The sequence below is a fragment of the Streptomyces hundungensis genome (assembly GCF_003627815.1).
Taxonomy (GTDB): domain Bacteria; phylum Actinomycetota; class Actinomycetes; order Streptomycetales; family Streptomycetaceae; genus Streptomyces; species Streptomyces hundungensis_A.
Genome location: NZ_CP032698.1, coordinates 7802605 through 7815914, shown reverse-complemented (window position 1 = coordinate 7815914; position 13310 = coordinate 7802605). Strand labels below are relative to the sequence as shown.

The 13310-nt window shown below is 70.5% G+C and carries 10 protein-coding genes; 7 read left to right on the top strand and 3 right to left on the bottom strand.

Annotated features, from left to right (window positions below):
- Positions 1-3 precede the first annotated feature (3 nt).
- From DWB77_RS34695 to DWB77_RS34665, 7 genes are all read left to right on the top strand, one after another.
- Entirely contained in the window at positions 4-1758 is a 1755-nt protein-coding gene (locus DWB77_RS34695; protein ID WP_120726407.1) for a discoidin domain-containing protein, read from the top strand.
- A gap of 46 nt (positions 1759-1804) precedes the next feature.
- Positions 1805-4246 (top strand): glycoside hydrolase family 3 C-terminal domain-containing protein, encoded by a 2442-nt coding sequence (locus DWB77_RS34690; RefSeq protein ID WP_120726405.1) that lies wholly within the window; start codon positions 1805-1807, stop codon positions 4244-4246.
- A 99-nt stretch (positions 4247-4345) separates the two neighbouring features.
- Positions 4346-5386 carry a LacI family DNA-binding transcriptional regulator gene (locus DWB77_RS34685; RefSeq protein ID WP_120726403.1) on the top strand — a complete coding sequence of 347 codons (1041 nt, stop codon included), beginning with the start codon at positions 4346-4348 and terminating at the stop codon, positions 5384-5386.
- A 357-nt stretch (positions 5387-5743) separates the two neighbouring features.
- Positions 5744-7060 (top strand): ABC transporter substrate-binding protein, encoded by a 1317-nt coding sequence (locus tag DWB77_RS34680; RefSeq protein ID WP_120726401.1) that lies wholly within the window; start codon positions 5744-5746, stop codon positions 7058-7060.
- A gap of 14 nt (positions 7061-7074) precedes the next feature.
- On the top strand, positions 7075-8067 hold the full coding sequence (locus tag DWB77_RS34675; protein WP_120726399.1) for a carbohydrate ABC transporter permease: 993 nt from the start codon (positions 7075-7077) through the stop codon (positions 8065-8067).
- The gene (locus tag DWB77_RS34670) at positions 8060-8950 is read left to right on the top strand and encodes a carbohydrate ABC transporter permease (RefSeq protein WP_120726397.1); all 891 of its coding nucleotides are present in this window, start codon (positions 8060-8062) and stop codon (positions 8948-8950) included. Before DWB77_RS34675 ends, DWB77_RS34670 begins: the two co-directional genes overlap by 8 nt.
- A 29-nt stretch (positions 8951-8979) precedes the next feature.
- Complete coding sequence (locus tag DWB77_RS34665; protein WP_120726395.1) at positions 8980-10344, top strand: GH1 family beta-glucosidase; 1365 nt, start codon at positions 8980-8982, stop codon at positions 10342-10344.
- Between the two features lie 25 nt (positions 10345-10369).
- Here the strand turns inward: DWB77_RS34665 and DWB77_RS34660 are convergent, their stop codons facing one another.
- The 3 genes from DWB77_RS34660 to DWB77_RS34655 all read right to left on the bottom strand — a co-directional run bounded on the left by DWB77_RS34660 (position 10370) and on the right by DWB77_RS34655 (position 13303).
- Positions 10370-10936, bottom strand: a complete 567-nt coding sequence (locus DWB77_RS34660) for an HPP family protein (RefSeq protein WP_120726393.1) — start codon at positions 10934-10936, stop codon at positions 10370-10372.
- Positions 10937-11168: 232 nt separating this feature from the next.
- A complete protein-coding gene (locus DWB77_RS38075) occupies positions 11169-11318 on the bottom strand; it encodes a hypothetical protein (protein ID WP_162952673.1) in 150 nt (49 codons plus the stop codon).
- A 113-nt stretch (positions 11319-11431) separates the two neighbouring features.
- A complete protein-coding gene (locus tag DWB77_RS34655) occupies positions 11432-13303 on the bottom strand; it encodes a carbohydrate-binding module family 20 domain-containing protein (protein WP_120726391.1) in 1872 nt (623 codons plus the stop codon).
- Between the last annotated feature and the right edge of the window lie 7 nt (positions 13304-13310).

The window sequence follows — 13310 nt, the reverse complement described above, 5'->3', positions numbered from 1 at the left end:
GCCATGAGCCGACCACCCCATACCCGACCACGCCGTCTGCTGGCCCCCCTGACCGCGGGGGTCCTTGCCGCCGGGGCGCTGGCCGCGCTGCCCGCCACCACCGCCCACGCCGCCGGGAGCGTCGTCAAGGTGACGGGCACCCAGGGCAACTGGCAGCTCGCCGTCGACGGACGGCCGTATCAGATCAAGGGCCTGACCTGGGGACCTTCCGTCTCCGACGCCGACAAGTACATGCCCGACCTCCAGTCCATGGGCGTCAACACCATCCGCACCTGGGGCACCGACGCCTCCAGCAAGCCGCTGTTCGACTCGGCGGCGGCCCACGGCATCAAGGTCATCGCCGGTTTCTGGCTCCAGCCCGGCGGCGGGCCCGGTGCGGGCGGCTGCGTCAACTACATCACCGACACCACGTACAAGAACCAGGTGCTCGACGAGTTCCCCAAGTGGGTGGGGACCTACAAGGACAATCCGGGGGTCCTCATGTGGGACGTCGGCAACGAGTCCGTGCTCGGTCTCCAGAACTGTTACAGCGGCGATGAGCTGGAGCGCCAGCGCACCGCCTACACCACGCTCGTCAACGACATCACCAAGAAGATCCACGGCATCGACCCGAACCACCCGGTGACCTCCACGGACGCCTGGGTCGGCGCATGGCCGTACTTCAAGAAGAACGCCCCCGACCTCGACCTGTACGCGGTCAACTCCTACAACGCGGTGTGTGACGTCAAGTCGGCCTGGGAGCAAGGGGGTTACACCAAGCCGTACATCATCACCGAGACCGGACCGGCCGGCGAGTGGGAGGTGCCCGACGACGCCAACGGCGTGCCCCAGGAACCCACCGACCAGGCCAAGGCCGACGGCTACACCCGAGCGTGGGGATGTGTCACCGGGCACAGGGGTGTGGCGCTCGGGGCGACGATGTTCCACTACGGGACGGAGTACGACTTCGGCGGCATCTGGTTCAACCTGCTGCCCGCCGGACAGAAGCGTCTTTCGTACTACGCGGTGAAGCGGGCCTACGGCGCGGACACCTCGCACGACAACACCCCGCCCGTCATCTCCGCCCTGGACGTCGAGGGCGGTACCGCCGGTGTGCAGGCGGGCCGTGATGTCACCCTGGACGTCCGGGCCACCGACCCCAACGGCGATCCGATCGGCTACGAGGTCCTGGACAACAGCAACTACCTCGACGGTAGCAAGCAGTTGGTGTCCCTGCCGTTCACCAACCTGGGCGGAGGGCGGCTGAGGTTCACGGCGCCGGACCGGCCCGGCGTCTGGAAGGTCTACGTCAAGGCGACCGACGGGCACGGCAACGTCGGGGTGGAGACCCGTTCCATCAAGGTGGTGCCGCCGGTGGTGAGCGGCACCAACGTGGCCCGGGGCAAGCCCGCCACCGCGTCGTCGTTCCAGGCGAGTTACGGCGACTGCCCGTGCACGGCGGCGAACGCGGTGGACGGCAACGCCACCACCCGCTGGGCCAGCGACTGGAGCGACCCGCAGTGGCTGCGCGTCGACCTCGGCACCCGCACGACCTTCTCCCATGTGCAGCTGCTGTGGGAGGCGTCCTACGCCAAGGCCTACACCATTCAGACCTCGGACGACGGCCAGAACTGGCAGACCCTGCGCACCGTGACCGACGGCAATGGAGGCGTGGACGACTTCGACGTCCACGGCACCGGCCGCTACGTCCGGGTCAACGGCACGGCACGCGGGACCGGTTACGGCTATTCGCTGTACGAGTTCGGCGTCTACAACTGACGATCCATCACCTTCAGGGCGTGGGGATCGACGAGGAGGGGGCGGGATGAGGGACGAGGACGAGCTCGACCGGCTGATCGACAAGCTCACACCGGAGGCGAAGGTGGCGCTGCTCACCGGCGCCGACACCTGGCGCACGGCGGCGGAGCCGGCCGTCGAGCTGCGCCCGTGGGTGATGTCGGACGGGCCGGCCGGTGTGCGCGGCCCGTCGTGGGACGAACGGCATACGGCCGTGTTGCTGCCCTCGGCCACCGCGCTCGCCGCCACCTGGGACGAGCCGCTCGTCGAGCGGCTCGGCTCGCTCCTCGCCCTGGAGGCGCGGCGCAAGGGCGTCCACGTGGTCCTCGCGCCCAACCTCAATCTGCACCGGAGCCCGCTCGGTGGGCGGCACTTCGAGTGCTTCTCGGAGGACCCCGAACTGACCGGGCGGATGGGGGCCGCCCTGGTGCGGGGCATTCAGGCGCACCAGGTGGCCGCCACGGCGAAGCACTACGTGGCCAATGACTCCGAGACGGACCGGCTGTCCGTGGATGTCCGGGTCGACGAGCGGACCTTGCGCGAGGTGTATCTCGCGCCGTTCGAGGCGGCCGTGGCGGCAGGTGTCCGGTTCGTCATGGCGGGCTACAACGCGGTCAACGGAACGACCACGACGGCGAGTTCGCTGCTGAGGTCCCCGTTGCGGACCGAGTGGGGCTTCGCCGGTGTCGTCGTCTCCGACTGGGGAGCGGCGCGCTCCACCGGGGAGTGTGCCCGGGCCGGTCTCGACTTGGTGATGCCGGGGCCCGAGGGGGTGTGGGGCGAGGCCCTGGTGCGCGCGCTGGAACGGGGGGAGGTGGACCGGCGTCTCGTGGACGACAAGGTGCGCCATCTGTTGCGAGGGGCGGACTGGCTGGGCGCGCTGGGCCCGATGCCCCTCCCGGGGCGCCGCCCGCGCCCACGGCCGGGCGCGGTACGGGCCCTGGTCCGCAGGGCGGCGGCCGCCGGGACGGTCCTGCTGGCCAACCGGAACGTACTGCCGCTGGACGCCGAGGGGCTCACCACGGTGGCCGTCATCGGCGCCCGCGCCGCACACACCCGCACCCAGGGCGGCGGCAGCGCGGGGGTGTTCCCCGAGGGGGAGGTCGGCGTCCTGGACGGCGTCCGGGCGTGGTTGCGCGGTCGGGCGACGGTGGTGCACGCGCCGGGGCCCGCACTCGCGGGGCCACCGCCCGTCCTGGACGGGACCTGGTGCACCGCTCCGGATTCGGGGGCGCCGGGCGTTCTGCTCCGGGTCCTGGACGCCGACGAAACCGTGTTGCACAGCGAACACCGCTTCTGCGCACGGCAGTTGGAGCCGCCGCTGCCGCCCGGCGCCCACACGGTGGAGATCAGGGCGCGGCTGGGGCCGCGCGCATCGGGCCGCTGGACGCTGGGCATCGCCGGCTTCGGACGGATGACCCTGCACCTGGACGGGGCCGAGCTCCTGGCCGGCGACTTCCCCAAGGACACCGACGACCCGGCCCTCATCCATGTCACACCCCCGATTCATAGGGTCAGCGCCGAGCTGGTCGCGGGGACCTCTCCGCTGCTCGTCGCGCGCCGCGAACTCGCCCCGGACACCGGTCGTGCGCTGGTCGTGAGCGCCGCACCGCCCGCCCCCGACACCGCGACGGCGCTCGCCGCCGCCGCGCGGGCGGCGCACGCGGCGGACGCGGCGATCGTCGTCGTCGGCACCACGGAGGACGACGAGTGCGAAGGCCGCGACCGTACGCATCTGCGGCTGGGGTCCGACCAGGACGCCCTGGTCCGCGCGGTGGCCGCCGCCAACCCGCGCACGGTGGTGATCGTCAACAGCGGGGGCCCGGTGGAGATGCCCTGGCGGCGGGAGGTGGGCGCCCTGCTGCTTTCCTGGTTTCCCGGTCAGGAGGGCGGCTCGGCCCTGGCCGACGTCCTGTTCGGCCGTACGGAACCCGGCGGCCGGCTCCCCACCACCTGGCCCGCCGTGCTTCAGGACGCGCCCGTCGTGGACACCCGGCCCCGCGAGGGACGGCTCGCCTACACCGAGGGCCCGCACATCGGACACCGGGGCTGGCTGCGGGCGGGGCGGACACCGGCGTACTGGTTCGGGCACGGGTTGGGGTACACGACGTGGGCCTATGAGGAGGTGACCGGTCCGTCCTCGGTGCGGGCGGGTGAGTCGTTCACGGTGCGGGTCCGGGTGCGCAACACCGGGACGCGGGCCGGCCGTGAGGTCGTCCAGGTGTATCTGGCCCGCCCCGGCGCCACCGTGGAGTACCCCGAGCGGTGGTTCGCGGGATACGCGGCCGTGCGGGCACGCCCCGGTGAGACGGTGACCGCGTCGGTCGACGTCCCGGCGCGGGCGCTGCGGTACTGGGACGAGCGGACGGGGCGATGGCGTACCGAGCCGGGTACGTGCCGGGTGCTGGCGGGCCCGTCGGCGGGGGACGTACCACTGGCCCGGGAGGTGGAGCTGACGCCCGCCGACTGAGGGGCGCGGGAGGGTCCGGGATCGCCGGGTGGGCCGCCGGGCCGTGAGGAAGGAGAGCGCTCTATACCGTGCCCCCGACGTGCCGTTAAGGTGCGGGGCATGAGCAGGCAGGCCCCCACCCTGGAGGACGTCGCCCGCGAGGCGGGCGTCTCCCGGGCGACCGTGTCCCGGGTCGTCAACGGTGTCCGCAACGTGGATCCGGCGATCCAGGAACAGGTGCAGCGGGCGATCGAGCGGACGGGCTACGCCCCCAACAGGGCGGCCCGTTCCCTGGTGACCCGGCGCGCAGAGACCATCGCCCTGGTGGTGTCCGGAGCGGGGAGCGGTCCGCAGGAGACCCAGGAGGCCTTCGCCGCCCGGGTGTTCGCCGACCCGTTCTTCGGCCGGGTGGTCGCGGGGGTCGTGGGGTTTCTGCGCCCGCGTTCGATGCACCCGGTCCTGATGTTCGCGGAGTCCGCGGACGACCGGCACGAGGTACTCACCTATCTGCGCCAGGGCCGCGCCGATGGGGCGCTCGTCGTCTCGACCCACGCCGACGACCCCCTGCCCACGCTGCTGGCCGCGGCGAAGCTGCCCACCGTACTGTTCGCGCGGCCGACGCCGCCGGTTCCGTTGAGCTATGTGGATCTGGACCACCGCGACGGCGGTCGGCTCGCCGCGCTGGCCCTTCTGGAGCGGGGCTGCCGTCGGCCGGCGACGGTGACCGGCCCGCTCGCCGTGTCCGCGAGCCAGGAGCGGCTGGCGGGGTTCCGCGACACGATGGCGCGGGGCGGCCACCCGTATGTGCCCCTCGCCGAGGGGGGGTTCACGCTGGACAGCGGTGTCTTCGCGATGACGCAGCTGCTCGCCGAACACCCGGACGTGGACGGGGTGTTCGCGGCCAACGACCTCATGGCCCAGGGCGTCTGCCAGCTGCTGCGGGAGCGGGGGATGCGGGTGCCCGACGATGTCGCGGTGATCGGCTTCGACGACTCCGGCGTCGCCCGGTCCTGCCGCCCTCCGTTGACCACGGTCCGTCAGCCGGTCGAGCGGATGGCGGCGGAGATGGCCCGCCTCCTCGACCAGCACATCCGCGGCGAACGCACCAATCCGACGTCCGTGGTCTTCGACCCCGAACTGGTGGTCCGCGAGACCACATAGCGCGCATCGGAGCACCGGCCCACCGTGGTGACTGGTGCTCGCCGGCGTTCACTTGACGACCCATCAGGGTCGTCCTCGCGTCCGGCCCGTCCATCGAAATCCAACCGTTGCACTACGTCGGCGCGGCCCTCGCGTCGCAGGTCACGAGCGATCGGGGCACCCATACCCGCCTCCAGCCGCCCGGTTGGACGAGTTCGTTGGCTGAGCCACTCTGCTCTACCTCTTGACGCCTCACTTCCGACGCCGCTTAACTCACGTCTTAAATTAAGCCATGTGGACCTTCAGGAGTCGAACGCCGTACAGGCTTCTCCTGAGGCGCCCCACGGCTTTCCACTCCCGGAAAGGGACACCACGGCCATGCGCACCATGCGAGCCGCGGCCATAGGCGCCGCCACCCTCTCTCTCGCCCTCGCGGCCACGGCCTGCGGAGGCGGTTCGGCCACCGGCGGCGGGTCCAACGACGCGCCCAAGACGCTCACTTACTGGGCCTCGAACCAGGGCGCCAGCGTCTCGGCGGACGAGAAGATCCTCCGGCCCGAGCTCGACAAGTTCGAGAAGAAGACGGGCATCAAGGTGAAGCTGGAGGTCGTGCCCTGGTCGGATCTGCTGAACCGGATCCTGACCGCGACCACCTCGGGCCAGGGCCCGGACGTGATGAACATCGGCAACAGCTGGAGCGCCTCCCTCCAGGCGACCGGGGCGCTGCTGCCGTGGGACGCCGCGAACTTCGCGAAGATCGGCGGCAAGGACCGGTTCGTCGAATCGGCGCTCGGCTCGACCGGCGCCCTCGGCAAGGACCCGGCCGCGGTCCCGCTGTACTCGATGGCGTACGCGCTCTACTACAACAAGCAGGCCTTCGCCGAGGCCGGCATCTCCAAGCCGCCGGTCACCTGGGACGAGTTGGTGGCCGACGGCAAGAAGATCGAGGCCACGGGCAAGAACGGCCTGGGGGCCGAGGGCTCGAACCTGTCGAACAACATCCACCAGGTCTTCGTCCTCGCCAAGCAGCACGGCGCCGACTTCTTCACCACCGACGGCAAGCCCAGCTTCACGAGCGACGGGGCGGTAGCGGCCGTCAAGCAGTACGTCGACCTGATGGCCAAGGACAAGATCGTCAACCAGAGCAACGCCGAGTACGCCCAGAACCAGTCCCTGAGCGACTTCGCCAAGGGCCGGACGGGGATGGTGCTGTGGCAGACCGCATCGGCCACCTTCAAGTCGATGGGGATGAAGGACTCCGAGTGGGGCGTGACCGCCGCACCCGTGCAGTCCGGGGCGCCCGGCAGCGGGGCGCAGACCAACTCGATGGTGGCCGGCATCAACATGGCCGTCTTCAAGAACACCCACAACCTCGACGGCGCCGCGCAGTTCGTGAAGTTCATGACCAGCGACGAGGAGCAGAAGCTGCTCAACACCACCTACGGATCCATTCCCCCCGTCAAGGCGGCCCAGTTGGACCCGGCGTTCAACGCGCAGGGCACGGCGGTGCTCCGCCAGACCCTGGCGGGCAGCGCGCAGGCGCTGCCGCAGGTCGCCGACGAGTCGCAGTTCGAGACGGCGGTGGGCACGGCGGTGAAGGACCTGTTCGCGGACGCGGCGGCCGGCCGGGCGGTGACCACCGAATCGGTGCGGGCCAAGCTGCAAAAGGCCCAGCAGCAGATGCCCGCGAAGTGAGGACCGGCACCCTCATGACGACCACGGCCCCTCCCGCCCACCCGCGGCCGGTGCCCGAGCACTCCCCCGGGGCGGCGCGCGGCCCGCGCCGCCCCGGGCGGATCAGGCGCATCGGACTGCCGTATCTGCTCCTGCTGCCCGCGCTGCTCCTCGAACTCCTCGTGCATCTGGTGCCGATGGTCATCGGGATCACGATGAGCTTCAAGGAACTCACCCAGTTCTACATCCGCCAGTGGGGCACGGCCCCCTGGTCCGGCACGGACAACTACCGCCTGGCGGTGGACTTCCACGGCGCGGTCGGTGAAGCCCTGCTGCACTCCTTCCTCGTCACGGTCGTCTTCACCCTGCTCTCGGTGAGCCTGTGCTGGCTGATCGGCACCGCGGCGGCGATCGCCATGCAGGACTCCTTCCGCGGCCGCGGTCTGCTGCGGACCGTGTTCCTGGTGCCGTACGCGCTGCCGGTCTATGCGGCCGTCATCACCTGGGCGTTCATGTTCCAGCACGACAACGGCCTGGTGAACCACGTCCTGCACGACCAGTTGCACCTGACGGACAAGCCGTCCTTCTGGCTCATCGGCGACAACAGCTTCTACGCCCTGCTGACCGTGTCGGTGTGGAAGGGCTGGCCGTTCGCGTTCCTCATCGTGATGGCCGGCCTCCAGAACATCCCGAGGGAGCTGTACGAGGCCGCGGCGCTGGACGGTGCGGGGATGTGGCAGCAGATCCGCCGCATCACCCTCCCGTCGCTGCGGCCGGTCAACCAAGTGCTCGTCCTGGTGCTGTTCCTGTGGACGTTCAACGACTTCAACACCCCCTACGTCCTGTTCGGCAAGTCCGCGCCCGCGGCCGCCGACCTCATCTCCATCCACATCTACCAGTCGTCGTTCGTCACCTGGAACTTCGGCACCGGCTCCGCCATGTCCGTCCTGCTGCTGCTGTTCCTGCTGGTCGTGACGGGCGCCTATCTGCTGCTGACCTCCCGAGGAAGGAGGACGGCCGATGTCTAGCACCGCCCGGGCGTCCCGGCCCGTCCGCCCGGCCCGCTCGCCCATGGCACCGCCGCGCTCCTTCCTCTGGACCCGGCGCGTCTTCCTCACCCTGCTCTGCGGCTTCGTGCTGCTGCCCGTGTACGTCATGGTGTCCAGCTCGCTCAAGCCCTTGCAGGACGTCTCCGGCGCGTTCCGCTGGGTGCCCAGCGGCCTGACGATCCGGCCGTACATCGACATCTGGTCGACCGTCCCGCTGGCGCGGTACTTCGTCAACTCGCTGGTCGTGGCGGGCTCCGCCACCCTGTGTTCGGTGGTGATCGCGGTGTTCGCGGCGTACGCGGTCAGCCGCTACTCCTTCCGCGGCAAGCGGGTCTTCACGCTCACCGTGCTGTCCACGCAGATGTTCCCGGGGATCCTGTTCCTCCTCCCCCTCTTCCTGCTCTACGTCAACATCGGCAATGCCACCGGAGTGGCCCTGTTCGGCTCGCGCGGCGGGCTGATCCTGACCTACCTCACCTTCTCGCTGCCGTTCTCCATCTGGATGCTGATCGGCTACTTCGACTCGGTGCCGCGCGACCTGGACGAGGCGGCCCTGGTGGACGGCTGCGGGCCGCTCGGGGCGCTGTTGCGCGTCGTGGTTCCCGCCGCCGTCCCCGGCATCGTCGCGGTCGCCGTCTACGCCTTCATGACGGCCTGGGGCGAAGTCCTGTTCGCGTCCGTCATGACCAACGACGAGACCCGCACCCTCGCCGTGGGCCTCCAGGGCTACTCCACGCTCAACGACGTGTACTGGAACCAGATCATGGCGGCCTCGCTCGTGGTGAGCGTGCCCGTGGTCGCGGGATTCCTGCTGCTTCAGCGCTACCTCGTCACCGGTCTGACGGCGGGCGCCGTCAAGTGACCAATACCCTTATTCCGAAAGGGACTTCCGTGTCCGCACCGATCGACCTCGCCGCTCTTCCGCACGACTTCCTGTGGGGCACGGCCACCTCGGCGTACCAGATCGAGGGGGCCGTCGACGAGGACGGCCGAGCGCCCTCCATCTGGGACACCTTCTCCCACACCCCCGGAAAGATCGACAACGACGACCACGGGGACACCGCCTGCGACCACTACCACCGCTGGCCGCAGGACGTGGCATTGATGCGTCAACTGGGCGTCGGCGCCTACCGGTTGTCGATCGCGTGGCCCCGCGTCGTGCCCGACGGCGCGGGCCCCGTCAACGCCAAAGGGCTCGACTTCTACGATAGGCTGATCGACGGCCTCCTCGCGGCCGGGATCACCCCGTCCGTCACCCTCTACCACTGGGACCTCCCGCAGGTCCTCCAGGACCGGGGCGGCTGGCCCGAGCGGGAGACCGCCGAGCACTTCGCCGCGTACGCCTCGGTCGTCGCCGAGCGCCTGGGCGACCGGGTGTCCCACTGGGCCACCCTCAACGAGCCGCTGTGCTCGGCCTGGATCGGTCACCTCGAAGGCAGGATGGCTCCCGGACTCACCGACCTCACCGCGGCGGTCCGCGCCTCCTACCACCTCCTGCTCGGCCACGGCCTGGCCACTCAGGCCGTCCGGGCGGCGGCGCCGGGCGCGCAGATCGGCATCGTCAACAACCTCTCCCCCGTCCACGCGGCCACCGACCACCCCGAGGACCGGGCCGCCGCCCGGCGCGTGGACGGCCACGTCAACCGCTGGTGGCTCGACCCCGTCCACGGCCGCGGCTTCCCCGGCGACATGCGCGAGGTGTACGGCGTCGACCTGCCCGAGCAGCCGGGCGACCTGGCCACCATCGCCGCCCCGCTGGACTGGCTGGGCCTGAACTACTACTTCCCGGCCTACGTCGTCGACGACCCCAACGGGCCGGTCCCGCACGGCCGTTCCGTCCGGCGCGAGGACGTGCCGCGCACCGGCATGGACTGGGAGATCGAGGCGGAAGGCATCGAATCGCTGCTCATGCGCCTCACCGACGAGTACGGCGCGCGCAAGATCTACGTCACGGAGAACGGCTCCTCGTTCCCGGACGCGGTCCAGCCCGACGGTGCCGTCGACGACCCGGAGCGCACGGACTACCTGGAGCGCCACCTTGCGGCCTGCGCCTCGGCCGTCCGCCGGGGCGCCCCGCTCGCCGGCTACTTCGCCTGGTCGCTCCTGGACAACTTCGAGTGGGCGTACGGCTACGACAAGCGCTTCGGCCTCGTCCACGTCGACTACCGCACCCAGGCCCGCACCATCAAGGCCAGCGGCCACCGCTACGCGGACCTGGTCCGGGCCCACCGCGCCCTGCACAGCCGGGCCGCATGAAGGCCTTGCCGGTCTCGGGCCGCCGCTACCACCAGTAGGCGGGATAGGCGGGGGCACCCCGCCGGATGCGGGAGGCCGTGTACTCGCCGAGGACGAGCAGGGCGCAGGCACCCGCGAGCAGGGGCACGAAGTACTGCGGGGCGGGGTGCTGCAACACGACCACGACGGGGGTGGCGCAGGCGGGCGAGTGGGGCGCGCGGGCGAGGAGGGTGAGGGCGATGGTCGCCGCTCCGGCCAGGGCCGTGGCCCAGGGCGAGCTGCCGACCGTGGCGAGGACCGCATAGCCCGTCGCCGCGCCCAGCAGGTGGCCCAGGATGACGTTGCGGGGCTGCGAAAGGGAGAGGGTGGGGGCGCCGTGCACGAGGGCGGCGCTTGCCGCCAGCGGAGGTATCAGCACCGGTTCGTGGATGACGGTGCCGATCGCCACCAGGACCACCAGGAGGGTGGCCGCCGCACTGACGGTGTGGAAGGCGGCGCCGGCCGGCGGGCGCGAGGGGGCCCGGCCCGAGAGTCGGGTCCTGGGCGGGGGAATGTCGTGGACGACGAGCGCCGGGGCGGCGTCGGTCCTCAGGGACGGGGCGGGCTCGGGCATGGAAACGATCTCCACAGCAGACGGCGCTGGGCCGGGCGGGTCGACGGGGGTCGGGAACGGTCGACATGCGCGGCAGGTTCTGCGGTGAGCGACGTGACCTTGCCCCGCTCCGGGTAGGAACGAGGCAGTCCGCTTGTCATCGTAACCAACCGTCTCGACGACGTTCCCATCCCCCCACCTGCTCGATCTCGCCGGTCGGTGCCGAAGGGGCAGCCTGCGTCACATCCTGAGGTCAGGAGCCGCTCGACGACGCTTCGGGCACCGGGAACACCGTGCCCGCCGCGTTGCAGCGCACGGTCCACACCCCGGGGGTGCCCTTCTCGTGGACGCGTACGTCCACGGCGGGCGGCTGCTTGCCGCCGGGGATGGCGGCGCTGTTCATGTCCCTCAGCAAAACAGCGCTGACCAGGCATGAAGGCCACCGTCATCGTTCGCTCACACAACGGGAAGGGAGCCGTCAAAGAACGGGCCGTGCGCCAGGGGCCCTGAGCGGGGCTACTTCCAGGTGTCGTCGAGGGTCTCGGAACCGGAGGCCGCCGCAGTGTGCACCCGGTTGGCGCCGGACTCCCACGTGACGTTCCCGGAGCCGTCCTTGACGATGTACTTGTACTCGAAGCGGGTGTTCGCCGGGGTGCCGACGGTCGCGGACCACACCGGGTAGGACGCCGAGGACAGGGCGACGGCGGCGTTCGGGTCCCAGTTGCCGAGGGCCGGGATCGAGCCGACCACATACACGTTCTGGCCCCAGACGGTGGTCTTGGTCTCGTGGAAGGTCTCGGTGACCGTGCCGGACGTCGTGGGCGAGGGGGCGGGCGACGTCGTCGGGCAGCCGCTCGTGCAGGACGTGCCCTTCCCGTACAGCGCCACGGAGTCACCCGCGCCGACGGTGACCGTGGCCTGCCCCGAGGAGCCGACCGTCACCGCGGGTCCCGAGCAGGTGCCCCCGGAGGCCGGAGCGCCGTGGATGACGTCGCAGTAGGTGCCCGCCGCGAGGCCGGTGCTGAAGGTCTGGGTGACCGCGCTGCCGCTGTTGTTGATGGCGACCCAGGCCGCGCTGCCCCGGCTGAAGGCGATCGCGTTGTTGCCGTTGTCCCACCAGTTGGCCACGCTCTGGCCCTTGGCGGCGTTGTGCCAGCCCACCATGTTGGCGATGCCCTGGTCGCGGTCCGTACAGTTCCACGCGCCCGAGGAGCAGTCGGTGTCGGTGACATAGCCGTGCGCGTCGGCGGGCGGCGAGTCGTCGTTGGTGGTGAACCGGAACCCGGAGTAGACCTGCGGGGTGCCGTAGCCCCAGGCGAGTTCGAAGATGTGGGCCAGGACGTACCGGGAGCCGTCCTTGTAGGTGAGCGTGCTGTTGTCGCGTTCCAGGTCGTGGTTGGTCACCATGACCGCCGACTTGTCGCTCGGCTCCAGGCCCCAACTCTGCCCGAACGTCCGCAAGTTGGCGATGTTTCCGGTGAACTGGTCCTTGAGTTTGTGGGCGTAGGTGAACTCCAGGACGCTGCCGTTGCCCTCGAAGGCGCTGGGTGCGAGCTGCCCGCTGCCCCCCGGGATGACCTCTTGGTAGACATAGGGTCGGCCGCCCCACCGGGTGTCGTCGACCTTGGCGAGGATGGCTGCCATGTCGGCCTGCGCGATGTGTTTGGCGGCGTCCACCCGGAAGCCGTCGACGCCGTATCCCTCCAGTTTGTTGAGATACCCGGCGATCTTCGAGCGGACGTCGTCCTTCTCGGTGTACAGATCGGACAGCGACACCAGTTGGCACTCCTGGACCTGCTGTGCGCTGTTCCAGTCGTTGATGGTGTTCCCGGCGTTGGGACAGGTGGCCGGGTAGTCGTGGAAGCTGGAGCGGTCGTAGCCGATTCCGGCATAGGTGTAGGTCGACGGGTTGAAGCTCGCGCCGCCGTAGGAGTCGGTGCTGGTCTGGTTGGCGCCGGCGGTGTGGTTGATGACCGCGTCCGCGTACACCTTGACGCCCGCGTTGTGACAGGCCGTCACCATGGCGGCGAACTGCGCCTCGGTGCCCATGCGGCTGTTCAGATCGTAGCCCACCGGCTGGTAGACGTCCCACCAGGGGTGGGTGCCGTTGCTGAGCCGGATCGAGTCTCCGGGCGGTGCGACCTGGACGGCCCCGTACCCCTTGGGGCCGAGCACGGTCGTACATTCCTGTCCGACCGACTTCCAGTTCCACTCGAAGAGGTTGGCGATCACATCGCCGCCGTTGGCAGTGGCGGCGTGTGCGGTGCCCTGGAAGGCGACGGGCAGGATCGCCCCGGCCAGCAGTGCTCCGGTGGCGAGCAGCGTCGTCGAGGCGCGGCGGCGGGCGAGCGGTGGCGCGGTGGGCGCGGGGCTCGTTGGTGCGGACATGGCGGCT